This window comes from Brevundimonas sp. LPMIX5, assembly GCF_003576505.1.
Taxonomy (GTDB): Bacteria; Pseudomonadota; Alphaproteobacteria; order Caulobacterales; family Caulobacteraceae; genus Brevundimonas; species Brevundimonas naejangsanensis.
This window is the reverse complement of sequence record NZ_QWTZ01000014.1, coordinates 166424-190497: the sequence shown is the minus strand read 5'-3', so window position 1 is coordinate 190497 and position 24074 is coordinate 166424. Positions and strand designations below refer to the sequence as shown.

Sequence of the window (24074 nt, the reverse complement as noted above, 5' to 3'; positions counted from 1 at the left end):
TCAGTAGATCAACTCGTCGTCGCCGCCCTGGCCGGCCAGCATGATGTCGCCGCGCGCCGCCAGATCCTTGGCCACCTGGACCATGGCCATCTGGGCGTTATCGACGTCCTTGAGGCGGACAGGCCCCATCGAATCCATATCCTCGCGCATGATCTTCGAGGCGCGCTCGGACATGTTGGAGAAGAACATTTCGCGCAGGGAATCCGAGGCGCCCTTCAGTGCCAGCCCCAGTTGGTCCTTCTCGACCGAGCGCAGCAGGGTCTGCACCCCGCCCGGATCAAGGCGCGACAGGTCCTCAAACACGAACATCAGGGCGCGGATACGCTCGGCCGCGTCGCGGTTGCGTTCCTCCAAGGCGCCGATGAAGCGGGCCTCGGTCTGGCGGTCGAAGCTGTTGAAAATGTCGGCCATCAGTTCATGGCTGTCGCGCTTGGACGTGCGCGCCAGATTGGACATGAACTCGCTGCGCAGAGTCTGTTCGATCTTGTCGAGGATGTCGCGCTGCACCGGCTCCATGCGCAGCATCCGCTGGACGCATTCCAGGGCGAAGTCCTCGGGCAGGGCCGTCAGCACGCGCGAGGCGTGGTCCGGCTTGATCTTGGACAGGACCACCGCGACCGTCTGCGGGTATTCGTTCTTCAGATAGTTGGCGAGCACGGCCTCGTTCACATTGCCGAGCTTGTCCCACATGGTGCGGCCGGCGGGACCGCGGATCTCCTCCATCAGGGCCTCGACCCGGTCGGAAGGCATGAAGGAGGCCAGCAGACGCTGCGTCTGCTCGTAGGAGCCCATCAGCGAGCCCGAGCCGCCGATACCGGAGACGAACTCGACCAGCACCTCTTCGACCACGGCGGCGGTGACGCTGCCCAGCCCCGCCATGGCCTGGGAGACCTCCTTGATCTCCTCATCGTCGAGCTGCTGCCACAGGGCCGTATGCTCTTCGCCCAGAGAAAGAAGAACGACGGCCGCCTTTTCTGGCCCCGTCAGCTTCTTGGCGTCGTCGACCGCCGCGCCTTTTGAAACCAGCCGCGCCGCCATCAGGTTTCATGCATCCAGGCGCGCAGGATCGCCGTGGATTCCTCTGGGTGGCTGTCGACGAAATCGGCGACCTTCTTGATAGACGAGGCTTTCACCTGACCCTCGATGCGGGCGATGTCGATGCGTTGCTCCATGTCGCTGGGACCGGCCAGCATGGGCGCGCCGCCCGGCAGGGTTCCGCCGACAAGCTGGGTGTCCAACGCCGTGACGGGAATGCCGCCGGCGCCGGCCAGGGCGGGCACGCCCGCACGCCCCTGACCCGATGCGGTCTTCAGCAGCGGACGCAGGACGAAGAAGATCAGCAGCAGGCCGGTGACCAGCAGGACCAGCAGTTCGACCCCGCGCATGATGTCGTTCTTGTCGAAGGCGAACAGCGACGATCCCTTTTCCTCGCCCGGCGCGGCGGAGGGCTCGCGGTTGAAGCGGACGTTGACAACTTCCAGCTTGTCGCCCCGCGCCTCGTCGATGCCGACGGCGGCGGCGACCAGGGCCTTGATCTGCTGAACTTCCTCGGCGGTGCGGGCGGCGTAGGTCGGCTCGCCCTTGCCGTCGGCGGCGGGAGTGTATTTGCCGTCGACCGCGACCGAGACGGACAGTTTCTTGACCTCGCCCGGCTCCTTCACCGTCGTGGTGGTGGTGTTGGAGATTTCGTAGTTGGTCGTCTCGGTGTTCTCGGCGCGGGTCGAGCCGATCGGGTTGGCGACCGGAGCGTCGTCGCCGGGAATGTTGGCCGTCGCGGTCGCGCCATCGCCCTGACCGGTCGTTTCCTGCGACTGGCTGCCGTTCGTCGAGGTCGAGCGAACGACCTGGCCGTCAGGGTCGAACTTCTGCTCCTGAGTGGTCGAGCGGCTGTGGTCGATGTCCGCCGTGACCTGGACGCGCGCGGCCCCGGCGCCGACGACGCCCTCGACGATGTCCTTGATGCGGGCCTGCATCTGCGCCTCGGTCGAGGCCTTGGCGGCGTCGGCGGTGGCGGAGGTGAAGCCGGTCTCTTCGGAGCCCGCAGCCAGGGTGCGGTTGGCCTGATCCGTCACCGTGACCTTGTCCGGCTTCAGGTTGGGCACGGACGACGCCACGACGTTGCGGATGGCGCGCACCTGATCGGTCGTCAGGTCGCGGCCCGACAGACCCACGACCACGGCGGCGGTCGGATCGATGGCGGCGGCCTGAAACATCTCGCGCCGGGGCATGGTGATGTGGACCCGAGCCGAACTTATGCCGCGCATCGACATGATGGTGCGCGCCAGCTCGCCCTGCAGCGCGCGCTGTTCGTTCAGGTTCTGCTGGAACTCGGTCTGGCCCAGCACCGACTGATTGTCGAAGAGTTCGTAGCCGACGCTGCCCGAGGTCACGAGCCCCTTGCCCGCCAGCATCAGGCGCGCCGTGCCGACTTCGTCGCGGCTGACGAAGAGGGTCGAGCCGTCGCCCTTGGAGGAATATTTGATGCCCGCCTGGCTCAGGGCGGCGCTGATCTCTGAGGCTTCGCGCAGGTCGAGGTTGGAATAGAGCAAGGCGTCCGGCGCCTGCCCCACGCGCAGCATGACGGCGACCAGCACTGCGGCCACTCCGGCCGCCACGCCAAGGATGGCGGCCAGGCGTCCGATGCCGAACTTCTTCAAAGCTTCCGTGAAGCCGCCCACGCGCAACCGCCCCTGCACACGCGGGACGAACCGAACCCGCTAGGCAGAAACTGCCGCCTGGATGGTAAATGCGGCGTTAAGAGGCGTTAAAGAGATGGGAATCCGCGCGCCCCGCTCCCGATGCGAGAGGGATAACTCGCACACAAAAGAAAAAGGGGCTGCGGGACCATCACGCCCCGCACCCCCTTCGGCGCCCCCCGGCGCCCGCCCGCTTCCTAAACGGAGGCAGGCTGTCTGGTCGAAAGCCTTAGACCTTCTGGGCCTCGGCCTTCGCGTCGGCGGCGACCTTGATGCGGGCCTCGGCGATGGCGTCGGCGATCAGGTGGGTCGGCTTGTTCTCGGAAACCGAACGCTCGAGGATTTCCTCGAAGGTCTCCATCAGGCGCGACAGCTTGCCTTCGACCCACGAGGCGTCATAGGCGCCGCCGGTCTGACGGGCGTTCATTTCCGAGGCGACGTTGATGATGCCGCCGCCGTTGATGACGTAGTCGGGCGCATACAGCACGCCGCGCTTGAACAGTTCGTCGCCGATATCGGCGGTGGCCAGCTGGTTGTTGGCGGCGCCGCAGACGGCCTTGACCTTCAGGCGGTCCAGCGTCTGCGGGTTCAGCGTGGCGCCGAGCGCGCACGGAGCGTAGATGTCGGCGGCGACGTCATAGATGGCGTCCGGGGCGACGATCTCGGCGCCGGTCTTGGCGGCGACGGCTTCCAGATTGGCCTGATTGACGTCGGTGATGATCAGCTTGGCGCCGGCCTTGTGCAGCTTCTCGGCCAGATAGGCGCCGACGTGACCCACGCCCTGAATGGCGACGGTCAGATCCGTCATGTCGTCCTGTTTGAACAGGCGGCGGGCGACGACCAGGTTCGAGCGGAACACGCCCTCGGCGGTGACCGGGCTGGGATCGCCCGAGGCTTCCGGGCCGTCCTTCAGGCCCAGAACGAATTCGGTGACCTTGCGTGCTTCGGCGATGTCCTCGACCGAGGTGCCGACGTCTTCGGCGGCGTAGTAGTGGCCGCCCAGACCGTTCAGATAGCGGCCGAAGGCGTGGAACAGCTCAGGCGACTTCTGGGTGCGGCTGTCGCCGATGATGACCGACTTGCCGCCGCCCATCTCCAGATCGGCGATGGCGTTCTTGTAGCTCATGCCCTTGGACAGGCGCAGCACGTCTTCCAGAGCCTCGGCCGAGGAAGCGTAGTTCCACATGCGGGTGCCGCCCACGGCCGGACCGCGCGCGGTGGAGTGCACCGCAACAATAGCCTTTAGGCCGGTTTTCTCATCATAGAAGGCGTGCACGCCTTCATGGTTCGCAAACGAGGGAGATTCAAACAGCGTCGTGCCCATGACAGGCCTTTCCTGGGGTATTTTTTGTGCGCATGGACATACGCGCCCCCTGCCCAAACGGCAAGCATCACCGTGCAGCCGCCGCTGGTTCCGGGCCGACTGCGGCTTGAGGGCTGATTTACCGCAGATTTTGCGTTCAGCGCGCCTTTGGATCGGCCTGCAGCGCCGGCAGGACTGCGGGCGCCCCGGACGGCAGGGACCGCGCCGGATCACGCAACCAGGCCTCCACGTCGGCGAAGACGGTTTCAGCCTGCAGGTCCCGGTTCAGGATGTGCCAGCCGTCCGCATAATAGCCCGTGGTCAGATTCGGCCGCTCGCCTGCCTGCTCCAGGGCGCGGCGCATCGGCCGCTTGGTGATGATCTGGTCGTGGGCGCCGTACAGCAGCAGGGTCGGCTTTTCGACGCGGCCGAGACGCAGGGTCGCCGTCTCCATCAGGTCGACCAGGCCGTAGAGGGAATCGAACCGGGTCGACAGGATCGACAGCGGGTCGCGGCCGTTGCGGATCAACTCCAGCGTATTGTCCGAGGCGCGGATGTCGCGCACGGCGAACGACGGCGGCTCGACCTGTCTGGCCCCCATCAGGCGAGCGGCGGTCCACAGCCCAGCCCGGTTGAAGGCGCTCTGGCTGGACCAGCCCCAGACCCCGGGCGCCAGCAACACGACCCGATCAGCGTCGGGCGGGGTATCAGAACCAAAAGCGGCAATGGCGGACGATCCGCCCATGCTCTCGCCCGCCACCACGATCAGAGCGTTCGGCCTTTGCGCGCGGACCAGGGCGACGATGGTGCGCAGATCGGCGCTAGTCAGGCTCTCGGCCGCGAACTCACCCCGTCCGGGCGCAAGGCCGAAGCCGCGCTGATCATAGGCCCAGGTCTCGATGCCGCGCGTCGCCCACCAAGGCCCAGCGAAACGGAAGGAGGCGTAGTGGTCGTTGAACCCGTGCAAGGCGACGATGACGGCCCACGGCGCCTGCCCCTGCGGGCTCCAGCGCAGATAGGGCAGCCGCGCCCCGTCCTGCACCACAAAGGCGCCGCGCCCCAGGGTTCCTTCCTCGACGCGCGGACCGGTGAAGCCTGAGGGCGGCGTCAGGGGCGGCTGGACGTAGGGGGTGGCGCAGGCGGACAGGGCGAGGGCCAAGACCGCAAGGGCTGCCGCCCATCCACTCCTCCTAGTCTTCACGCCAATATCTCCGCTGTCCTCTGGCGAAGGTAGGGCAGAACCTCGGCCTCGAACCAGGGATTCTTCTTCAGCCAGGCCGTATTGCGCCAGGACGGGTGCGGCAGAGGCAGGATGTCCGGCGCATAATCGCGCCAGGCGCGCACCGTCTCGGTCATATTGGCCTTGACCCGGTCGCCCAGCGCCCAGGCCTGCGCATAGCCGCCGACCAGCAGGGTCAGTTCCACCTTGGGCAGTTCGGCCAGCAGGCGCGGCCGCCACAGCTCGGCGCAGCGGCGCGGCGGGGGATAGTCGCCGCCTTTCGGATCGGTGCCGGGGAAGCAGAAGGCCTGGGCGGCGACCCCGAGGCGCGGGTCGCCGTAGAAGGTCGCCTCGTCCACGCCCATCCAGTCGCGCAGACGAACGCCGGACGGGTCGGTGAACGGCAGGCCGCTTTCATGCACCCGCCGCCCCGGCGCCTGGCCGCAGATCAGCAGGCGGGTTTCAGCTGTGACCATGACCACCGGGCGCGGCGTATGCGGCAACAGGCCCAGACACGCCCGACAGGCGCGGATCTCGGCCAGGACGTCGTCGAGCGCCGTCTGCGGGCCGGTGTCCGGATCAGTCGAAGTCGTCATCCGAGGCTTCGACCGGCGGCAGGGCGGCGAGGGCCACGGCCGTCTCGGCTTCCGTCGGCAGGCGCAGACGGATCACGCCGCGGAAGTTGTTGGGGTCGACGACCTTGCCCTTCTTGGTGATGGTCAGCCTGCCCTGACGCATCAGGCCCAGCGCCGTGGCCTTCACCTTGGGCAGCATCCGCTGCCACTGTTCGGGCTGCAGTTCCTTGGCCACATCGGCCGGTTCAATGCTCTTGCCGCCGACGTTTTTCGGATCGGCCTTGGCCAGTTTTTCAAAAATGGCTGCTTCGATTGGATCGCTCATAGGCGCTATATGCGGCAGCCCGAGTTCAGAAAGAAGGCGTAATCGCATGGTCGGCAGGATCACCATCACCGAAGGCGAATTCGCCGGCTGGGAAACCTATGAGGTGACGCACAGCACCTTTGATTCGACCGTCGGCCCCTTCTATCGCCGGCCCGACCCTGACGGCTCGATGCGCTGCGCCTTCCGGGCCGAGCAGAAGCACATGAATTTCGGCGGGCGGATGCACGGCGGCTGCCTGATGACCTTCGCCGACATCGCCATGTTCCAGATCGCCTATCAGGAGATGGAGGGCGCTTCGGGCGTGACGGTGCAGCTGGATTCCACCTTTATCGACGGCGCCTATGTCGACGAACTGATCGAGGCGACGGGACAGGTGACCAAGGCGGGCAAGAGCCTGATCTTCGTGCGCGGCCAGATCGTCACCGGCGAGCGGCTGCTGATGACCTTCTCGGGCGTGATCCGGAAATTCACGCCGCGCGACTGACCCGCGTCGCCAGCGACAGCACCAGGGCGAAACCCGCCGCCGGCCACAGGGCGATCAGTCCGACGCCGTGATAGACCAGCGCCCCGAGCATCGCGCCGCCGCCAAGGCCCGCCCACAGCACCAGATAGGGGCGGAAGGCGAAGCGCTCGCCCCCGCGCAGCGCCGCCGCCAGCGCGTGACCGGTCTTGACCAGTGTTCCGGTCATATAGGTCAGGCTGACCCCGACCTCTCCGTCGCGCAGGAAGACCGAGTTCTCGGCCGCCATGGCCAGAACCATCAAGCCAATGGTCACGGGCGTGGCGCCGACGCCCGCCGCCACGGCGGCCCCGGCCAACAGCGCCGCTTCCAGCATCAGAACCCGACTGCGCGAGCGCGGCCCCTGCCCTCCCGCGATCAGGGCGCCGATCATGGCCCCCATAACGAACAAGATCAGGATGGCTGCAACTCCGAGGGCTTCGTCCCACCGCCCCCCGGCCAGATTTACGGCCAAACGAGTAGTATTGCCGCTCATGAAGGAGACGAACACCCCGCCCAGGTGCAGGAAGCCCAGGCTGTCGACATAGCCCGCCAGGGCGGCCAGCAGCAGGGCCAGCCAGCGATCCGACCGCGTCAGAGTGCGCAAGGCAGGCTCACATCCCCGCCGCAGCCGCCGGACGGGCGCGGCAGGCCTCCAGCCAACGGGCCAGATGGGTCAGTTCCTCAGGCGGGCGGTATTTGACCAGCCGGGCGAAATCCAGCCCCACAGCCCCGACGATGTCGGCGATGGTGAAGCGGTCGGCGGCGATGAACTCATGATCCGCCAGATGCCGGTCCAGCGTCTTCATGAAGCGTTCGGCCCCAAGACGGTTGTATTCAGCGACCTGGGGCTGGGGCGCCTCAAGCGCGGCCAGGGCCGGATGGGTGAAGCGCACGTTCAGCATCATCGGATTGGCCAGATACATTTCGCACCGACGCATCCACATCTCGATGATAGCCTGCTCCCTGGCGTCGCGGCCGAACAGGTTCGGCTCGGGGTGCAGCGCCTCCAGATAGCGGCAGATGGCGATGGATTCGGTCAGGCAGGTCCCGTCGTGCAGTTCCAGCGCCGGAACGTGCGGCACGCCGAACTTGGCGCGATAGGCCGGGGTGCGGTGCTCGCCCGCCAGAAGCTCGATCTCGACCAGTTCGACGTCGGTCACGCCCTTCTCGGCCATGACCCAACGGACGCGGCGTGGATTGGGCGCGCGGCGGCTTTCATAGAGCTTCATCAGAGGGTCCCTTCGGCTGCCCTCGGAAACGCTACTAGGCGAAGACGGCGGCGGGCAAGGCCCCGACGATGCAGGCGGTCATCAGGGTCGCCAGGAAGCCGGCGAACAGCGCCTTCCACACCAGGCCCAGCACCTCCTCGCGACGCTCGGGCATCAGCACCGACAGGCCGGTGACGGTGATGCCGACCGAGCCGATGTTGGCGAAACCGCACAGGGCATAGGTCATCAGCATGCGGGTGCGCTCGCTCATCTCGGCGGCTGGGACCTTGCCCAGCTCGATGAAAGCGACGAACTCGGTCAGGGTCAGCTTGACCCCCAGCAGCCAGCCCGCCTTCTGGGCGTCGGCCCATTCCACGCCGGTCAGCCAGGCTACCGGAGCGAACAGCCAGCCCAGGATGCGCTCGACCGTCAGCGGATCTCCGGCGATGACGAAGCCGCCCAGAATGATGTTGGCCAGCGCCACCAGGGCCACGAAGACGATCAGCACGGCCGAGATGTTCAGCACCACCATCAGGCCGTCGGACGTGCCCTTGACGATGGCGTCGACGGCGCTGTCGTATTTCAGCGCCGAGTTATAGTCGGCCACCGCCCCGCCCTCGCCGGGCTTTTCCGGGATGATGACGCGCGCCAGCATGACGCCCGCCGGAGCCGAGACGATCGAGGCGACCAGGACGTGGCCCGCCGCATTGCTGAGCACCGGCGACAGGATGGTCGCATAGGCCACCATGGTCGACCCGGCGACGGTGGCCAGACCCACCACCATCATCAGAAAGACTTCCGAACGGGTCAGCTTGTCCAGATAGGCGCGGATGACGATGGGGCTTTCGATCATGCCCAGAAAGACGTTGGCCGCCACCGCCAGCGCCGAGGCGCCGCCCAGCCCCATGGTCCGCTGGAACAGGAAGCCGAAGCCCAGGGTGATCCACTTCAGGATCTTCCAGTGCCACAACAGGGCCGACAGGGCCGAGATCACCAGGATCAGGGGCAGCACCTTGAAGGCGAAGGTGAACAGGGCGCTCTCGTTGGCCACGGCGTAGGGCTGATCCCCGCCCGCTAGGAAGCCGAAGACGAACTTGGTGCCCTCCTCGGTCGCCAGCTCCAGCCCCTTTACGGCATTGTTGATGCCGTCCAGCACCACCTGCGAGCCGGGAATGGCGAAAGTCGCCAGCACCAGAGCCGCCTGCACCAGCACCGCCCCAATCGCCAGCCGCCACGGAAAGGCGCGGCGGTTCTCGGAGATCGCCCAACAGACGGCGACAATGACGACCAGCCCGAACAGGCTCTGGAGGTTCAGAAGGCTGAACATGAAACAAGCGGCTCCGCGACCGGCGCTATGGGAGCCGGCTTCTTCAGTGCGCATCAACGCCAGCAGAAGGCCGCTGGCAAGGGGAGACTTCCCTTCTCCCGATGGGAGAGGGCGACTAGAGCGTTCCGCGCACCAGCTTGCCGTAATCGTCCATCAGGCTGAGCGACAGGTCGCCCGGCGTGAAGCGATGGTCGCCGACCTGGCCCACCGGCGTCACCTCTGCGGCCGAGCCGGTCAGGAAGCATTCGGAGAAGTCGGCCAGCTCTTCCGGCAGAATGTCGCGCACGACAACTTCAACACCCCGCGCCTGGGCCATCTCAATGACGGTCTGCCGGGTGATGCCGTCCAGGATGTGGTCCACGCGCGGGGTGTGCAGGACGCCGTCCCTGACGAAGAAGACGTTGGCGCCGGTCGCCTCGGCGACATAGCCGCGCCAGTCCAGCATCAGGGCGTCGTTGAAGCCGCGCTTCTCAGCCGCCGTCTTGGACATGGTGCAGATCATGTACAGGCCCGCCGCCTTGGCCGTGGACGGGGCCGTCGCGGGGTCGGGGCGACGCCATTTGGCCCACTCCAGCGCAATGCCCTTCTTCTTGACCTCGGGGTCGAAATAGCTGGGCCATTCCCAGGCGGCGATGGCCAGGTGAACCTTACTGTTCAGCGACGAGACGCTCAGCTGTTCGGCGCCCAGGTAGGCGACAGGCCGGATATAGCAGTCGATCAGGCCGTTGCGGACGCAGGTTTCCTTGCAGGCGGCGTCGATCTCGGCCACGCTATAGGGAATCTCGAAGTCGAGCAGTTCGGCAGAGCGCTTCAGGCGCTGGCTGTGGGCTGTGAGCTTGAAGATTTCACCGCCATACATACGCTCACCCTCGAACACCGACGAGCCGTAGTGAAGGCCATGGGTCAGGACGTGCGTTTTCGCTTCCCGCCAGGGGACGAAGTCGCCGTCAAACCAGATCCAGCCGTCACGATCGTCGAAAGGAACGAAGGCCATTGAAGTACGTCTCCTGCGCAACGATCTCGGTTAGACGCCTGCCGCAACCCAGCGTCAACGGCGCCTCGCAGGGAGAATGGCGATGAGCATGGTCGAGCCGCGCGCCAATGGGCGCTCCGGCCCCGTCGCCCCGGCCGGCAGCGGACGGCACATCCTTGTCGTCGACGACGACGACCGCATCCGCGAACTGCTCAAGGAGTTCCTGAGCCGCGAGGGCTATCGCGTCACCGGCGCCGCCCACGCAGGCGCCGCACGGCGCATGGTCGAACTGATCGAGTTCGACCTGATCGTGCTGGACGTGATGATGCCGGGCGAGAGCGGCTTCGACCTGACGACCTGGATCCGCAGTCAGGCGGCCCTGTCCAAGACGCCGGTGCTGCTGCTGACGGCCAAGGGCGACCCGGACGACCGGATCGAAGGCCTGTCGCGCGGGGCCGACGACTATATGTCCAAGCCCTTCGATCCGCGCGAACTGGCGCTGCGGATCGAGGCCATCCTGCGCCGCACCGGCGGCAAGCTGATGACGCCCAGAGAGATCCACATGGGCCCCGCCGTCTTCGACATGGAGCGTCTGGAACTGACGCGCGACGGCGCCCTGCAGCGCCTGACCGAGGCCGAGGCGCAACTACTCAAGACCCTGGCCATCCACGCCCATTCGCCTGTCGAGCGCATGACCCTGTCGCCCGACACCGCCGATGTGACAGGCCGCGCCGTCGACGTGCAAGTCACCCGCCTGCGCCGCAAGCTGGAGGCGGATCCCAAGAACCCGCGCTACCTCCAGACCGTGCGCGGCATCGGCTATATGCTGGCCCCGGACTGAGGCGACGCCGATGCGGCTGATGCCGTTCAACGTCTGGACGCGCTGGATCAAGCGCCGGGTGCCGACCTCTCTGTGGGGCCGCTCGCTGCTGATCATCGTCCTGCCTGTCCTGATCATGCAGGCGGCGGTGACCTGGGCCTTCTTCGACGCCCACTGGCAGGCGGTAACGGCGCGCCTGTCCGAAGGCCTCGCGGGCGACGTGGCCTGGGCGGCCGAGAGCTATCGCGACGACCCCTCGGCCCGGAATCTGGCGCTGATCTCGGAACGCGCCGAGCGGTCGATGCAGTTGTCCATCGCCTTCCAGCCCGAAGCCTCCCTGCCCGCCGAAGAACGGCGCGGCGCTCTGGGACTGGTCGACCGCACGCTGGAGAAAGCCCTCGCCTCGCGGCTGGACCAGCCCTTCTGGTTCGACACCACCCGCTACCCCGCCTATGTCGATATCCGCGTGCAGGAGGCGGACGGCGTCCTGCGCGTTATCGCCCCGCGCGAGCGGGCCGTGGCGACGCAGGCCCACATCTTCGTCCTGTGGCTGATGATCGCCACCGTGCTGCTGCTGGCCGTGGCGGTGCTGTTCATCCGCAATCAGGTGCGCGCCATCGAACGTCTGGCCCACGCCGCCGAAGCCTTCGGCCGGGGCGAAAGCGTGCCGCGTTTCAAGCCGCACGGCGCGCGTGAGGTGCGGGCCGCCGCCAGCGCCTTCCTGGACATGCGCTCGCGCATCCAGCGCCACATCGACCAGCGCACGGCGCTGCTGGCCTCGGTCAGCCATGACCTGCGCACGCCCCTGACCCGTCTACGGCTCGAACTGGCCCTGGCGCCGCCCTTCAAGCGCGCCGAGGCGATGAAGGGCGATCTGGACGAGATGGAGCATATGATCGACGAATACCTGGCCTTCGCGCGCGGCGAGGCCGGGGAAGCCGCCCAGACCATCTCCGTGCCCGAAATGCTGCGCCGCGCCGCCGACGACGCCCGCCGCGCCGGGGCCGCCGCTGAAGTCGAGACGCCCGACGACCTGAACATGCTGGCCCGACCGCTGGCCTTCCGCCGGGCGATCAACAACCTGGTCGGCAACGCCGCCTCGCATGGCGAGCATGTGCGGCTGTCGGCGCGCCCCCTGCCTTCCGGCGGGCTGGAGATCACGGTCGAGGACGACGGTCCCGGCATCCCCGAAGACATGCACGAAGAAGCCTTCCGGCCCTTCTCGCGGCTGGACGCCTCGCGCAACCAGAACCGCAAGGGCGTGGGCCTGGGCCTAGCCGTGGCTCGGGACGTGGCGCGCAGCCACGGCGGCGACATCGCCCTGGGCCGCAGCGAGCTGGGCGGGCTCAAGGCCGCGATCCGGCTGCCGGCGGATCGTCGCGCCCCCTAGATCTTTGAGCGGCGCCCCTAGCAGAACCGTAAAATCATCGCCATCTTGTTCCGCGTTCCAGGGGGGCCTGGAATTCTGGAGCCTGACTATGCGTCCTATTGCTTTTCTTGCACCGATCGCCGCCGTTCTCGCCCTTTCCGGCGCCGCTGCGGCTCAACCTTCAGCCGTCGTCGTGACGGTCAGCCCCGACTTCGCCAAGACGGCGGCGGAGCTGGGCGAGCGCGACGTTCAACAGCAGGTCAGCGACCTGACCCGCACGGTCGAGCGCGTGCTGACGGATCGTCATGCGCTGGACGGCGCCCGGCTTGAACTGGTCATCACCGACCTCAAGCCCAACCGTCCCACCATGCAGCAGTTGTCCGACAAGCCGGGTCTGGACGCCATGCGCAGCCTGTCGATCGGCGGCGCCGCGGTCGAAGGCACGGTGACGACAGCTTCCGGCGAGGTTCAGCCGGTCAAGTTCGACTACTACACCCCGACCCTGGCCGACGCGCGCGGCGCCACCACCTGGACCGACGCCCAACGCGCCTATGACCGACTGGCCCGCAACCTGGCCGACGGACGTTACGTCAAGCGCTGAATCGCCTGACGATCAGCCGCTGAGTTCAGTGGACTTGGCGACCGCCGCCTTCACGGCGCTTTCGACAGAATGGTCGAGAGCGCCGTTTTCATTGAGGGCGACCAGACCGGCCTGGGTCACGCCGCCCGGCGAGGCCACGCGGTCGATCAGGGCGTTCAGCACCTCATCGCCCTCTACGCCCGCCGCAGCAGAACGCAGGGTGGCGCGCGCCAGACGCGCGGCGGCCTCGGGCGACAGGCCCTCGGCTTCGCCCGCTTCAGCAAGAGCTCGCGTAAAGGCGAAGAAATAGGCCGGGCCACAGCCGGACACCGCCGTGGCGGCGTGCATCAGCGCCTCGTCGTCCAGCAGGACGGTTTCCGCGATCGACTCGAACAAGGACTGCCCAAGCTTCAAGGCGTCCGCATCAGCTGACCACAGCGTCGCCACCCCTCGCGCCTGGGCCACGCCGGTCGTCGGCATGACGCGAACGACCGGGCGTCCGCTGTAACCGTCAGAGATCGTCTCGCCACGCACTCCGGCCATGACCGAGACAATCACGGCGTCCGCCGCCAGATGCGGCAGCAACGCCTGCGCGGCCTCCAGCCATTTGGCGGGCTTGACGCCGATAACGAAGGCGCGGGCGCTCGCCAGCTCTTCCAGCGGCGGATTGATCCGCGCGCCTCTGGCCCGCGCCGCCTCGGCGACCGGCTTTTCCGACGGCGTCAGAATGATCAGATCGGCCGGATCGACAGCGCCCGTCGCCAACCAGCCTTCCAGAATGGCCGAGCCGAGGCGCCCCACGCCCTGAAGAACAACCGGACGTCCCACACTAGCCATCAGGCGTTACCCACCGTCTCGAACAGGCAGGCGTCGATCGCCTCCTTGGGTTTCTTGGAGCCGCGCACCATGAAGTCGAAAGCCGGATAATAGCGGTCCGCCGCCTCGACCGCCGCGTCGATCATCGACGCGGCCTGCGCCAGGGTCGGACGTTCGGTGTGCGGCAAAGCCAGGGCGTGGCGGAAGACGATCTCGCCCTCGTCCGGCCAGATCTCGAAATGCCCAAGCCAGGTGCGCTGATTGATCATGGAGACCAGTTCATAGGCCGCTGCGCGGCGCGTCTTGGCCACGCGAAGGTCCAGCGCCAGACACAGTTGAAGGCAGTCGCCCTCGGGCCGCCAGGCGAACCACAGCTCATAGTCCTTCCAGTCGCCGGCCAGGGCGAAGGCCAGATCGCCCTCATCCGTGCGGTCGAACGGCAGGTTCTCCGCCGTCAGGACGTGTTCGACCACGTCCAGCGGATCAAAGGGCAGGTCGACCTCTTCGGGTCTCACAGCATCCATCAGGCGTTCAACTTCTTCAGCAGCGACAGCGACTCAAGTGAGCGCTTTCGAGGACGGTAGGCGTGTTCGCAGATTCGGCTCAACCGGCTGAATCCGGGGTCGAGGTTGCGTCTGTGGACGATCCCTTGGCGGCCTTCTTCGGGGCGACGGCGGCGGCCTTCAGCGCTGCGATCTCAGCCCGCAGGGCGGCGATCTCGTCCTTCAGCACGTCGAACTCGTCGCGACGCACCAGATCCATTTCGGCGACGAAGCGGTCGGCCTGGGCGCGCCAGGCGGCCTTGGCCTCCTCGCCCGCGGCCTGGGCCAGGCCCATGGCGCCGGTGGTCAGCTTGGCGAACTCATCAAGGAGGGGATTGCGCGTCTGCATGGCGGCCTCTTGAGAACTCCCGGACCATCGGGCCCGGACATGGTTAACGGTGCATTGATTTGGGTAAACCAAACCTTACCTGCCAGCGGCCTATAGACTGCTTCGCGGGAAAAGCGCGCGACGAATGCAGTCCCGCTTGCTAGACCATGGGCAACTTCTGAAGGCGCAGACGGAGGCCCCGTGCCCTTTCCCGAATTCGACCCCGTCCTGATCCATCTCGGCCCCCTGCCCATCCGCTGGTACGCCCTGGCCTATGTGGCCGGCATCGTCCTGGGCTGGTGGTATGCTTCTCGCCTGGCCAAGACCAAGCGGCTGTGGGCGCCCGGCAAGCCGCCGGTGACGGGACCGCAACTGGACGATCTGGTGCTGTGGATCACGCTGGGCGTCATCCTGGGCGGCCGTTTCGGCTACGCCCTCTTCTACAAGCCGGCGATGTTCACCCAACTGTTCACCGGCGACAGCTGGGGCGAGCGGCTGGAATTGCTGCAATTGTGGACCGGGGGCATGAGCTTCCACGGCGGCTTCCTGGGCGTGGTCGTGGCCCTCGCCCTGTACGCCCGTCGCCAGAAGGTGAACCCGCTGAGCCTGGGCGACCTGATCGCCCCGGTCGCGCCGCTGGGCCTGTTTTTCGGCCGCATCGCCAACTTCATCAACGGCGAGCTGTGGGGCCGTGAGACGACGGTCCCGTGGGCTATCCGCTTCTGCAACGAGCGCATCCAGCAGATGTACGGTTTCTGCCCCGCCGGCAACGAGCCGCGCCACCCCAGCCAGCTTTATGAGGCCGGGCTTGAGGGCCTGCTGCTGTTCATCGTCCTGTCGCTGGCGATCTGGAAGTGGCGCATGTTCAAGCGCCCCGGCTTCGTCACCGGCCTGTTCCTGCTGGGCTACGGCGTCTGTCGCGCCGCGCTGGAGAACGTGCGCCAGCCCGACGCCGGGCTGGAGAACCTGCCGCTGGGCCTGACCATGGGCATGATCCTGTCGATCCCGATGATGCTGGTCGGCGCCTGGCTGATCTGGCGGGCGCTGAAGAAGCCGGAAGTCGCGGAGGCGTAAGACTACTATGGCGGAGACGCTCAACGACCGACTGGTCCGCGAGATCGTGCTGACCGGGCCGATGACGGTGGCGGACTACGTCACCCGCTGCCTACACGACCCCAGGGGCGGCTATTACGCCACGCGCCCAGCGCTGGGGGAACGAGGCGACTTCATCACCGCCCCCATGGTCAGCCAGATGTTCGGCGAACTGATCGGCCTGTGGGCCGTCGAGACGTGGAGCCGCCTCGGCGCGCCCGAGCGGGTGCGGCTGGTCGAGGTCGGCCCCGGCGACGGCACGCTGATGTCCGACGTGCTGCGCGCCGCGCGGCTGGTTCCGGCCTTCCTAGAGGCGATCGACCTGATCCTGATCGAGCCCAGCGCCCCCTTACGCGCCGAACAGGCCCGGCGCCTGACCGACGCCGACGTGCATCCGCGCTGGCTCAGCGCCCTGCACAAGGTCGAGACCGACGCCCCGGTCCTCCTGATCGCCAATGAGGTGCTGGACTGCCTGCCCGCGCGCCAATTCATCAAGACCGAAGGCGGCTGGGCCGAGCGCCGCATCGGCGTCACCGACGACAATGAGCTGACCTTCGGCCTGACCGCCATCGCCGACGGCTTCGAGGCGCCCGGCTTCGACGTCGAACCGGGCCAGATCATCGAGATTTCCGAACAGCAGGCCGCCTTCGGCCGCGATCTGGCCAGCCTGATCCGGGCCGCCTCGGGCGCCGCCCTGCTGATCGACTACGGCCGCAGCAGGCCCGAGGCAGGCGACACCCTTCAGGCCCTGCGGCGACATCAAAAGGTCGATCCCCTATCGACGCCGGGAGAAGCCGACCTGACGCAATGGGCCGATTTCCCCCTGGTTCTGGAGGCCGCCGTGCGCGGCGGCGCCGACGTCACCGGCTGCGTCGGCCAGGGCACCTTCCTCAAGGCGCTGGGGATCGAAGCCCGCGCCCAGCGGTTGATGCAGGGACGCCCCGAAGCCGCTCCGGTCATCCAGCGCCAGTTGGACCGCCTGACCGCGCCGCATCAGATGGGCGAACTGTTCAAGGCGGCGGCGATCTTCTCGCCGCGCTCGCTGGCCCTGCCGGGATTTGAAGTATGAGTTTGGCTCCCATCACCCACCCGTTGCTCGACAGGGCCGGGGTGCGCCACGGCTTCTTCACCCGCGCGGGCGGCGTATCCGAGGGCGTCTACGCCGGGCTGAACGCAGGCGTGGGGTCCAAGGACGACCCAGCCCACGTCGCCGAGAACCGCCGCCGCGTGGCCGAATGGATGGGCGGCGCCGCCGACGACCTGTGCGGCTGCTATCAGGTCCACTCCGCCGTCGCCCGCGTGGCCGAAAGCGGCTGGGCCGGAGAGCGTCCCGAAGGCGACGCCGTGGTCGCGGGCGTGACGGGACCGGTCCTGACCGTCCTGACCGCCGACTGCGCCCCCGTCCTGTTCGCCGACGCCGACGCGGGCGTGGTCGGCGCCGCCCACGCAGGCTGGAAGGGCGCCCTTGGCGGGATCATCCACTCGACCGTCGCCGCCATGCAGAGCCTGGGCGCCGAACCGGCGCGCATCGTCGCCGTCGTCGGCCCCTGCATCGCGCAAGGCTCATACGAAGTCGGCGCCGATTATCAGGACCGCTTCGCCCACCACGACCCCGGCAGCGAACGCTTCTTCGCTCCCGGCGCGACCGACGACAAACGCCAGTTCGACCTGCCCGGCTTCGTCCTATGGCGTCTGGAACAGGCAGGCGTTAGCGAAGCGGCATGGACCGGCGACGATACCCGCGCGGATGAAGGGCGTTTCTACTCCAACCGCCGCGCCTTCCTCGCGGGCGAACCGGACTTTGGACGGTTGATCTCAGCGATTACGCTCTCCTGACCCTTCTCCCCTTGAGGGAGAAGGTGGGCGCCAGAGGCGCTCGGATGAGGGGTGTCAGCGCGACGTTCAAAAGACATCCGCAATAGCGAAGCACTAATTCGGACACCGGGGCGATCACACCCCTCATCCGTCAGGCTCCGCCTGCCACCTTCTCCCTCAAGGGGAGAAGGAAGGCCTCAGCCCGCCATCGCCATGTCAGGCACGCGAACCGTCTCGCGCCACGCTTCCGGCTGAGCCAGCAGGGCGCGGACCAGCTTGTTGTTCAGGGCGTGGCCCGCCTTGACGCCTTCGTAGCGGCCCAGCAGCGGCGCGCCGAGGACATAGAGGTCGCCGATGGCGTCCAGCGCCTTGTGGCGCACAAACTCGCGTTCCATGCGCAGACCGCCGGGGTTCAGGATCTGGTCGCCGTCGATGACCACGGCGTTCTCCAGCGAGCCGCCACGGGCCAGACCGGCCTGACGCAGGGCCTCGACCTCATGGGCGAAGCCGAAGGTGCGGGCGGCCATGATGTCCGAACGGAAGGTCGCCTCGTCCACCACGAAATCCACCACCTGATTGCCGATGACCGGCGTGGGGAAGTCGATCTCGAAACGCATCTCATAACGGTCGCAAGGCAGAAGAACGGCGGACTTGTCGCCCTCCTCCACCCGGATCGGCTTCAGGATTTCGATAAAGGTCTGGGGCGCTTCCTGACGACGGAAGCCCGCACGATCCAACAGCTGCACGAACTGCAGCGCCGAGCCGTCCAGGATCGGCAGTTCCGGCCCGTCCACTTCGATCACGGCGTTGGAGACGCCCAGCGCCGACAGGGCCGCCATCAGGTGCTCGATGGTCGACAGGCGCACGCCCGCCGCATTCTCGATCATGGTGTTCAGGCGCGCGTCCACGACCGCCTCGCCCGAGACGGGGATTCGGTTGTCGCGGTCGGTCACGTCGGTGCGCACGAAGACGATGCCGTGGCCAGGCGCAGCCGGGCGCACCACCAGACGCACGCGGCGGCCGGTGTGCACGCCGACGCCGGCGCAGATGGCCGGGGCGACGATGGTCTGTTCGTACTGGTCGTTGCGGACCGTCACTCGGATACTCTCTGTTGCGCGACCCGCCCCATGCAGGACGGTCTTCGCCTCACCCGACGTTTAACCACGCCGCCGCCAGGTCGAAAGCCAAGTCCAGTTTCGGATTGTTTCGGTTCAGTTACGGCAGGGCTTGAAACAGCCTGTCGCCGAGCAGCCATCCAACATCGGCCGTGATGAACGCCAAAAGAAAACGCCCCGGAGGTCGGCTCCGGGGCGTTCAATATCAGGGCTTTTTGGGTCGATCAGTTCGCGAGGCGGCGAAGAAAGGAAGGGATCTCCAGGTCGTCATCGTCGGACTGGCCCACCTGCGGGTCTTGCTGTTGGGGCTGCATCGACTGGGTCTGGCGCAACTGCTGGGTCGTGCGGTTCGACGACGGCGGCGGCGCATAGGAGGGTTGTTGCTGCTGCGGCTGCTGGCGCTTGCGGCCGAACAGGCTCCAGCCGCTGCGGCGGTGATCGCGTTCGTCATAGAAAGGCTCTTCGGCGGGCTCTTCATGACGGGCGGCCGGACGCTGGGCCGGTTGCTGCGGCGCAGGCTGCTGACGCTGCGGGGCGCGATCGAAATAGAGGTCGCCCTGCTCAGTCGGGGCCGCAGGCTGAGTCCGGCTGGCGCCCTGCTCATATTCCTCGACCCACGGATCGACGATCGGCTCCAGATTGCGCGGCGCGTCACGGATGACAGGCTCGGGCTTGGCTTCAAACTTCGGCTCCGGCGCGCGGGCGGCCGGGGCTTCATAGGTCGGGGCCGGTGCCGGTTGCGACGGCGCCTCGCGCACGGGGTCGATGCGGACTTCCGGCTGACGCGGCGCAGAAGCCGACGGAGCGCCCGTTCGGCTGAAGGTCTGACCCTGCGGCTCGATCTGCTGGATGACGGCCTCGTCCATGCCGGTCGCGACGACCGAGACGCGGATCTTGCCGTCCAGGGCCGGGTCGAAGGCGGCGCCGAAGATGATGTTGGCGTCGCCGTCCACTTCGCCGGCGATGGCGTTGGCGGCCTCGTCGACTTCCAGCAGCGTCATGTCCATGCCGCCGGTGATGTTCACCAGCACGGCCTTGGCGCCCTTCAGGCTGGTTTCGTCCAGCAGCGGGTTGGCGATGGCGTTCTGGGCCGCCAGCAGGGCGCGGTCGTCGCCCGTGGCCTCGCCCGTGCCCATCATGGCCTTGCCCATCTCGCTCATCACGGCGCGGACGTCGGCGAAGTCGAGGTTGATCAGGCCCGGCAGGATCATCAGGTCGGTGATCGAGCGCACGCCCGAGTGCAGGACCTGATCGGCCATGCCGAAGGCGTCCGAGAAAGTGGTCCGCTCATTGGCGACGCGGAACAGGTTCTGGTTCGGGATAACGATCAGGGTGTCGACGTAACGCTGCAGCTCGGCCACGCCCGCGTCGGCCAGGCGCATACGGTGGCGGCCTTCGAAGGTGAAGGGCTTGGTCACGACGCCGACGGTCAGGATGCCGCGATCACGGGCGCATTTGGCGATGACCGGCGCTGCGCCGGTGCCAGTGCCGCCCCCCATGCCGCAGGTGATGAAGACCATGTGCGCGCCTTCCAGGTGCGCGTGGATCTCGTCGGCGCTTTCCTCGGCGGCGTTCATGCCGACCTCGGGGTGGGCGCCCGCGCCCAGGCCTTGCGTGATGGTCTCGCCCAGTTGGATGCGACGGTCGGTCTTGGCGAAACTCAGGTGCTGGGCGTCGGTATTGGCGACGACGAACTCCACCCCCTCAAGGCCGGAGTCGATCATGTTGTTGACGGCGTTTCCGCCCGCTCCGCCTACGCCGAACACGACGATGCGGGGCTTCAATTCCGTGGCTTCCGGCCTGACCAGCGAGAGAGACATTGTGTAATTCCGACCTAAGGACCCTGCCCTTCGTCCCCAACGCGAAATCCCCGCCGAATCGCATTGGTTATGAGCGCGTTAAGGAAAACCCTGTCTGAGTTAACGAAGAGTTACCCTCGGTAGCGTGAGTCGGATGGATTGGGAGCCTGGCAAGCTAGCTGGACCGCAAATATTCTTTAGATCGCTCCCTTAGAGGCCCTTGGCATGAAAAAAGGGCGGCCCCGAAAAGCCGCCCTTTCACTTTGGCTACTCAGCCCAGTTTTACCACGGGCGGTAGTTCAGGCCGATGTTGAAACGACGACCATAGGGGTCGAAGTTCGAGTATAGGGTGGTGCCCAACCACGGTGCCTGTTCGGCGTCGAAGATGTTGGTGACACCGGCCCGCAGGGTCAGGTCGTCACGAACATTCCAACGCACCGTCAGGTCGTTGCGCACGAAGTTACCCGTACGCAGATATTCGACCGGCTGGCTGTCAGGGTTATTCACGAAATCGCGATAATTCACGATGTCTTGTGAGGTTTGCCAGTCAGCTACCCAGGTGACGGTCCAGTCTTGGTTCGGCGACCAGGCCAAGCGAGACGTGAAACGCACGCGCGGGTAGAACGGCCGCGAAGCAAGCGGAGTATAGGCATTCGGGTTGGCTGTGGACAGGAAGTTGTCCTGCTGGATCAGCCACAGACCGCCGATGCTGTAATCGAACCGACCCCAGTTCCGGCCGATCATTTCCTCCGAGTCGAAGGAATAGCGAGCCGTGAAATCGAGGCCGCGCGTTTCCATCTTGGCGTAGTTAATCGGCTGCTGACGGAAGCCGCCGACCGGATCCCCGTTCGGAGCGCCAACGCGGAAGGCCACCGAGCGCTCGGCTGCAGAGCTGCCGGCCACGGCCGCGACGTTGCGGTAGACCAGCGAGCAGGCATCCGGGTTCAAGTTAGGACCGCTGCTGACGCAGGATTCCGCCAAGCCCTGAGCCGAAGGCGTGGCGATGACGTCCTCAATCCGAATCTCATAATAGTCGAGCACCGTCGAGAAATTCGGGATGAAGCTCGGCTGCCAGACCACTGAGAAGGTGAAGGATTCCGAAGTTTCCGGGCGCAGGTTAGTGTTCCCGCCAGAAACGCCGGCCACGCCAGAAGCGTAGACGCCGGTCGAGGGGTTGCCCGGAACGAAGTCATCGTCCGGATCGGCGGTCGTACCAGCAAAGTCGAAGGTTAGGCCTTTCTGAGCGGCCAGCGCCGTACAGTTGGCGATCCGGTATGACTTGATATCCTGATCAACCAGGCGGGAAATAATAGCCGTGGCGCAAGGATCTGCGAAGCTGTTACCGAACGTCTCGGTGAAGGGGCTGAAGTTTTCACCCAGGTTCGGAACGCGGATAGACGTGTTGAAGCTGGTCTTGAACGCAATATCGCGGATCGGGCGATAGACGAAGTTGACCCCATAGACGTCCTGGCCGCCGATCGTCGAATAGTCCGAGTAACGATAGCTGCCGCTTAGCTCAGCATACTCCCCAAGGAAGCTGTCACGGAACAAGGGGATCGAGATTTCCCCAAACAGCTCACGCGATTCGTAAGAAGCGCCCTCGAAGTCCGGGCCCGTATTCAGGAACAGCCAACGGCCTGCAGTGTCCTGATCACGCCCGACCGCCTCGGTATATTCCTTGCGGTATTCGGCGCCGACCGCGACCCCGATGGCGCCAGCGCCCCACATATCCCACAGTTGCCCCGACACAGACGCCACGGCGTCGTGTTGACGGTTCAGCTCATGGACGGTGATCGACGCGTCAACATACTTCAACGCCTCAGCGCTCTGGTTGCCGGCGCCGAAGATGTTCAGCGGCGTACATTGATCCAGAGCGGCCTTCCCGCCCGGCGTGTCACGCAGGTCGCCGCCAACGTTCCAGTCTTCGACGAACCCGCCGTTGGCCTGGATCAGCTTGGCACGACAGACGATCTCGCCTGCCTTGCCGTTGACGACGCCGGCGGTGTCCACGACGGCATCGGCGGCAAGGTTGAAGCGCAGGACGTCAACACCACGTTCGGTGTTCTGCATCTTCGCCTGGCCATAGGTGTAGCCGATATCCCAGCTCAGGTTCTTGATCGGACCAAACGCGTCATGGTCGCCGGTCAGCCCCACGACATAGCGTTGCAGTTCACGATCATTATCCTGGCTGCGATCCGGGCCGAACATGGCGTGACGCGCCCATTGACGGCTGACAGGGGCCAAAGCCGCACCCGGCGCAGTCGTCGTCGGGTTCGCATAGTTCGTCACCATGTTGGCGCGAATAGCGTCCTTGATATTCGACGGAAGATAGGCGTTATCCGACCAATTTAGGATAAAGGCCGAAGTTCCGATGATGTAGTTAGTCTCATTACTACCAGTATAACCATCAGCGAGATAGACATCGAAGAATGTAGGCTGCGAAATATCAAAGGTGTTTTCCTTGATATATTTCGCTTCGGCGTAAGCCTTAACGCTGTCATTCAGATGGAAGGTTGCGCCCGTCTGATAGCGTTGCGATTCCGATTCCGGAACACGGCTGTCGGTCGAGAACATCGACGGGTTCTCGCCGTCGCCGCCGATGTTGTAGGGGCGGTTATTACCGACCACGCCAACACGCGAACCAAAGTTGGCCAAGCGGGCCGTGCCGCCATCGAACCAATAGGTCTTGGCCGGATCAACCGAATAGCAGTTCGCGCTATTCACAGCCGTACAATTCGCTACCGGCACGTTCGGATTGGTCGAAGCACTAGGCTGCTGTGCGTTTGCGATCGTCAGCGATCCCCAACGCGGGCGATCTAAACGGACCACACCCGTGTACAGAAGGTTGTCGAGGATACCGTCATAGTTCGGACCAATATCCGTCGACGTAGGATCGGCGTCCATGCCGATGATAACCGGCGCGCGACGCAGCCAGTCGATGTCCATCGAGGTGACGGCGTCGGACACTTCGTATTCAGCGTGGCCGTAGACGTTCAGGCGGTCGTTGAAGAAGTTCTTGCCCGCCAGCGCCGAGATACGGCGAGCACTCTGACCGTCTTCGTTGATGCGAGCGTAGTTGGCGTCGATTTCAACGCCCTCGAAATCCTTACGCAGGACGAAGTTCAGAACGCCCGACACGGCATCGGCACCGTAAACCGAAGACGCGCCGCCGGTCACGATTTCCACGTTCTGAATCAGCAGGCGCGGGATGGTGTCCACGTCCACAGACAGCGACCCGCCGTTGGAGCCGACATGGCGACGACCATCGACCAGCGTCAGGGTGCGGTTTGAGCCCAGGGAGCGAAGGTTGGCGAGCGACAGGCCGCCGTCGCCCAGACCGGAGCCGGTCGTATCAGAAGGCACCACCGAGTTCGACAGAGCAGGAATAGTGGCCAGGTAGTCGATCATGGTCGACTGGCCGCTTTCCAGCAGCTGTTCGCGTTGAACTTGGATCAGCGGCGTCGGAGACGTGGTTGGGTCACGGCGAATACGCGAACCCGTGACGACAATCTCTTCGACCTGGGACACCTGCTCCTCAGGTTGCGTCGACTGCGCCAGCGCCGGCGCCGAGATCGCCATTACGCCAGCGAGGACCGTCGTCCCAAAAAGATAACTGCGGTTCATTTTCATTGGATGTGCCCCAACCTTGTTAAACTCAAAGCGCCCAGGA

At 66.0% G+C, this 24074-nt stretch carries 23 protein-coding genes; 7 read left to right on the top strand and 16 right to left on the bottom strand.

Features of this window, described 5'->3' with window-relative positions:
• The 6 genes from fliG to D1604_RS13175 all read right to left on the bottom strand — a co-directional run bounded on the left by fliG (nucleotide 1) and on the right by D1604_RS13175 (nucleotide 6118).
• Nucleotides 1–1038: a flagellar motor switch protein FliG gene (gene fliG / locus D1604_RS13200; protein WP_024354750.1), complete on the bottom strand. Its 1038-nt coding sequence runs from the start codon at nucleotides 1036–1038 to the stop codon at nucleotides 1–3.
• On the bottom strand, nucleotides 1038–2678 hold the full coding sequence (gene fliF / locus D1604_RS13195; protein WP_119413687.1) for a flagellar basal-body MS-ring/collar protein FliF: 1641 nt from the start codon (nucleotides 2676–2678) through the stop codon (nucleotides 1038–1040). The genes fliG and fliF overlap by 1 nt, the downstream gene beginning before the upstream one ends.
• A 247-nt stretch (nucleotides 2679–2925) precedes the next feature.
• The gene (locus D1604_RS13190) at nucleotides 2926–4020 is read right to left on the bottom strand and encodes a Glu/Leu/Phe/Val family dehydrogenase (protein WP_119413668.1); all 1095 of its coding nucleotides are present in this window, start codon (nucleotides 4018–4020) and stop codon (nucleotides 2926–2928) included.
• Between the two features lie 136 nt (nucleotides 4021–4156).
• The gene (locus tag D1604_RS13185; protein WP_233552088.1) at nucleotides 4157–5158 is read right to left on the bottom strand and encodes an alpha/beta fold hydrolase; all 1002 of its coding nucleotides are present in this window, start codon (nucleotides 5156–5158) and stop codon (nucleotides 4157–4159) included.
• A 38-nt stretch (nucleotides 5159–5196) separates the two neighbouring features.
• Nucleotides 5197–5814, bottom strand: a complete 618-nt coding sequence (locus D1604_RS13180) for a uracil-DNA glycosylase family protein (RefSeq protein ID WP_119413667.1) — start codon at nucleotides 5812–5814, stop codon at nucleotides 5197–5199.
• Nucleotides 5798–6118, bottom strand: a complete 321-nt coding sequence (locus tag D1604_RS13175) for a DUF3253 domain-containing protein (protein WP_119413666.1) — start codon at nucleotides 6116–6118, stop codon at nucleotides 5798–5800. The genes D1604_RS13180 and D1604_RS13175 overlap by 17 nt, the downstream gene beginning before the upstream one ends.
• Nucleotides 6119–6164: 46 nt before the next feature.
• Between D1604_RS13175 and D1604_RS13170 the strand changes: the two genes are divergently transcribed.
• Nucleotides 6165–6602: a PaaI family thioesterase gene (locus D1604_RS13170; RefSeq protein ID WP_119413665.1), complete on the top strand. Its 438-nt coding sequence runs from the start codon at nucleotides 6165–6167 to the stop codon at nucleotides 6600–6602.
• Here the strand turns inward: D1604_RS13170 and D1604_RS13165 are convergent.
• From D1604_RS13165 to D1604_RS13150, 4 genes are all read right to left on the bottom strand, one after another.
• Nucleotides 6586–7224, bottom strand: a complete 639-nt coding sequence (locus D1604_RS13165; protein WP_119413664.1) for a YoaK family protein — start codon at nucleotides 7222–7224, stop codon at nucleotides 6586–6588. The genes D1604_RS13170 and D1604_RS13165 overlap by 17 nt on opposite strands.
• Before the next feature lie 7 nt (nucleotides 7225–7231).
• Nucleotides 7232–7849, bottom strand: a complete 618-nt coding sequence (locus D1604_RS13160) for a glutathione S-transferase family protein (RefSeq protein ID WP_119413663.1) — start codon at nucleotides 7847–7849, stop codon at nucleotides 7232–7234.
• 34 nt (nucleotides 7850–7883) lie between these two features.
• The gene (locus D1604_RS13155) at nucleotides 7884–9155 is read right to left on the bottom strand and encodes a NupC/NupG family nucleoside CNT transporter (RefSeq protein WP_024354759.1); all 1272 of its coding nucleotides are present in this window, start codon (nucleotides 9153–9155) and stop codon (nucleotides 7884–7886) included.
• 115 nt (nucleotides 9156–9270) lie between these two features.
• A complete protein-coding gene (locus tag D1604_RS13150) occupies nucleotides 9271–10149 on the bottom strand; it encodes a branched-chain amino acid aminotransferase (protein WP_119413662.1) in 879 nt (292 codons plus the stop codon).
• Nucleotides 10150–10237: 88 nt separating this feature from the next.
• Between D1604_RS13150 and D1604_RS13145 the strand changes: the two genes are divergently transcribed.
• The 3 genes from D1604_RS13145 (at nucleotide 10238) to D1604_RS13135 (ending at nucleotide 12918) form a co-directional block, all read left to right on the top strand.
• Nucleotides 10238–10969: a response regulator gene (locus tag D1604_RS13145; RefSeq protein WP_199683787.1), complete on the top strand. Its 732-nt coding sequence runs from the start codon at nucleotides 10238–10240 to the stop codon at nucleotides 10967–10969.
• Between the two features lie 10 nt (nucleotides 10970–10979).
• Entirely contained in the window at nucleotides 10980–12338 is a 1359-nt protein-coding gene (locus tag D1604_RS13140; RefSeq protein ID WP_004370787.1) for an ATP-binding protein, read from the top strand.
• A gap of 88 nt (nucleotides 12339–12426) precedes the next feature.
• Nucleotides 12427–12918, top strand: a complete 492-nt coding sequence (locus D1604_RS13135; protein ID WP_119413661.1) for a hypothetical protein — start codon at nucleotides 12427–12429, stop codon at nucleotides 12916–12918.
• A gap of 12 nt (nucleotides 12919–12930) precedes the next feature.
• Here the strand turns inward: D1604_RS13135 and D1604_RS13130 are convergent, their stop codons facing one another.
• The 3 genes from D1604_RS13130 to D1604_RS13120 form a co-directional block, all read right to left on the bottom strand.
• Entirely contained in the window at nucleotides 12931–13734 is an 804-nt protein-coding gene (locus D1604_RS13130) for a pyrroline-5-carboxylate reductase family protein (RefSeq protein WP_119413660.1), read from the bottom strand.
• The gene (locus tag D1604_RS13125; protein ID WP_004370784.1) at nucleotides 13734–14237 is read right to left on the bottom strand and encodes a YbjN domain-containing protein; all 504 of its coding nucleotides are present in this window, start codon (nucleotides 14235–14237) and stop codon (nucleotides 13734–13736) included. Before D1604_RS13125 ends, D1604_RS13130 begins: the two co-directional genes overlap by 1 nt.
• Before the next feature lie 79 nt (nucleotides 14238–14316).
• Nucleotides 14317–14604, bottom strand: a complete 288-nt coding sequence (locus D1604_RS13120; RefSeq protein WP_119413659.1) for an accessory factor UbiK family protein — start codon at nucleotides 14602–14604, stop codon at nucleotides 14317–14319.
• A gap of 180 nt (nucleotides 14605–14784) precedes the next feature.
• Here D1604_RS13120 and lgt point away from each other — a divergent pair, with 180 nt between their 5' ends.
• From lgt to pgeF, 3 genes are read left to right on the top strand one after another with little or no spacing between them, the layout of a single operon-like run.
• The gene (gene lgt, locus D1604_RS13115; protein WP_119413658.1) at nucleotides 14785–15657 is read left to right on the top strand and encodes a prolipoprotein diacylglyceryl transferase; all 873 of its coding nucleotides are present in this window, start codon (nucleotides 14785–14787) and stop codon (nucleotides 15655–15657) included.
• Nucleotides 15658–15664: 7 nt separating this feature from the next.
• Nucleotides 15665–16744: a class I SAM-dependent methyltransferase gene (locus D1604_RS13110; RefSeq protein ID WP_119413657.1), complete on the top strand. Its 1080-nt coding sequence runs from the start codon at nucleotides 15665–15667 to the stop codon at nucleotides 16742–16744.
• Nucleotides 16741–17511 carry a peptidoglycan editing factor PgeF gene (gene pgeF / locus D1604_RS13105; RefSeq protein WP_119413656.1) on the top strand — a complete coding sequence of 257 codons (771 nt, stop codon included), beginning with the start codon at nucleotides 16741–16743 and terminating at the stop codon, nucleotides 17509–17511. Before D1604_RS13110 ends, pgeF begins: the two co-directional genes overlap by 4 nt.
• A gap of 176 nt (nucleotides 17512–17687) precedes the next feature.
• Here pgeF and lpxC read toward each other — a convergent pair whose 3' ends face one another.
• The 3 genes from lpxC to D1604_RS13090 form a co-directional block, all read right to left on the bottom strand.
• Nucleotides 17688–18587 carry a UDP-3-O-acyl-N-acetylglucosamine deacetylase gene (lpxC, locus tag D1604_RS13100; protein ID WP_119413655.1) on the bottom strand — a complete coding sequence of 300 codons (900 nt, stop codon included), beginning with the start codon at nucleotides 18585–18587 and terminating at the stop codon, nucleotides 17688–17690.
• 242 nt (nucleotides 18588–18829) lie between these two features.
• Entirely contained in the window at nucleotides 18830–20425 is a 1596-nt protein-coding gene (gene ftsZ, locus D1604_RS13095; protein WP_119413654.1) for a cell division protein FtsZ, read from the bottom strand.
• 261 nt (nucleotides 20426–20686) lie between these two features.
• Nucleotides 20687–24034 (bottom strand): TonB-dependent receptor domain-containing protein, encoded by a 3348-nt coding sequence (locus D1604_RS13090; protein WP_158584943.1) that lies wholly within the window; start codon nucleotides 24032–24034, stop codon nucleotides 20687–20689.
• Between the last annotated feature and the right edge of the window lie 40 nt (nucleotides 24035–24074).

What these genes read in the sequence shown, in the direction of transcription:
- D1604_RS13150 (WP_119413662.1), bottom strand. Translation starts at nt 10,149, where the DNA reads ATGGCCTTCGTTCCTTTCGACGATCGTGACGGCTGGATCTGGTTTGAC.
- D1604_RS13090 (WP_158584943.1), bottom strand. Translation starts at nt 24,034, where the DNA reads ATGAAAATGAACCGCAGTTATCTTTTTGGGACGACGGTCCTCGCTGGC.
- ftsZ (WP_119413654.1), bottom strand. Translation starts at nt 20,425, where the DNA reads ATGTCTCTCTCGCTGGTCAGGCCGGAAGCCACGGAATTGAAGCCCCGC.
- D1604_RS13155 (WP_024354759.1), bottom strand. Translation starts at nt 9,155, where the DNA reads ATGTTCAGCCTTCTGAACCTCCAGAGCCTGTTCGGGCTGGTCGTCATT.
- D1604_RS13140 (WP_004370787.1), top strand. Translation starts at nt 10,980, where the DNA reads ATGCGGCTGATGCCGTTCAACGTCTGGACGCGCTGGATCAAGCGCCGG.
- D1604_RS13130 (WP_119413660.1), bottom strand. Translation starts at nt 13,734, where the DNA reads ATGGCTAGTGTGGGACGTCCGGTTGTTCTTCAGGGCGTGGGGCGCCTC.
- D1604_RS13180 (WP_119413667.1), bottom strand. Translation starts at nt 5,814, where the DNA reads ATGACGACTTCGACTGATCCGGACACCGGCCCGCAGACGGCGCTCGAC.
- pgeF (WP_119413656.1), top strand. Translation starts at nt 16,741, where the DNA reads ATGAGTTTGGCTCCCATCACCCACCCGTTGCTCGACAGGGCCGGGGTG.
- D1604_RS13190 (WP_119413668.1), bottom strand. Translation starts at nt 4,020, where the DNA reads ATGGGCACGACGCTGTTTGAATCTCCCTCGTTTGCGAACCATGAAGGC.
- D1604_RS13175 (WP_119413666.1), bottom strand. Translation starts at nt 6,118, where the DNA reads ATGAGCGATCCAATCGAAGCAGCCATTTTTGAAAAACTGGCCAAGGCC.
- D1604_RS13120 (WP_119413659.1), bottom strand. Translation starts at nt 14,604, where the DNA reads ATGCAGACGCGCAATCCCCTCCTTGATGAGTTCGCCAAGCTGACCACC.
- fliG (WP_024354750.1), bottom strand. Translation starts at nt 1,038, where the DNA reads ATGGCGGCGCGGCTGGTTTCAAAAGGCGCGGCGGTCGACGACGCCAAG.
- D1604_RS13160 (WP_119413663.1), bottom strand. Translation starts at nt 7,849, where the DNA reads ATGAAGCTCTATGAAAGCCGCCGCGCGCCCAATCCACGCCGCGTCCGT.
- D1604_RS13125 (WP_004370784.1), bottom strand. Translation starts at nt 14,237, where the DNA reads ATGGATGCTGTGAGACCCGAAGAGGTCGACCTGCCCTTTGATCCGCTG.
- D1604_RS13170 (WP_119413665.1), top strand. Translation starts at nt 6,165, where the DNA reads ATGGTCGGCAGGATCACCATCACCGAAGGCGAATTCGCCGGCTGGGAA.
- D1604_RS13135 (WP_119413661.1), top strand. Translation starts at nt 12,427, where the DNA reads ATGCGTCCTATTGCTTTTCTTGCACCGATCGCCGCCGTTCTCGCCCTT.
- D1604_RS13110 (WP_119413657.1), top strand. Translation starts at nt 15,665, where the DNA reads ATGGCGGAGACGCTCAACGACCGACTGGTCCGCGAGATCGTGCTGACC.
- D1604_RS13145 (WP_199683787.1), top strand. Translation starts at nt 10,238, where the DNA reads ATGGTCGAGCCGCGCGCCAATGGGCGCTCCGGCCCCGTCGCCCCGGCC.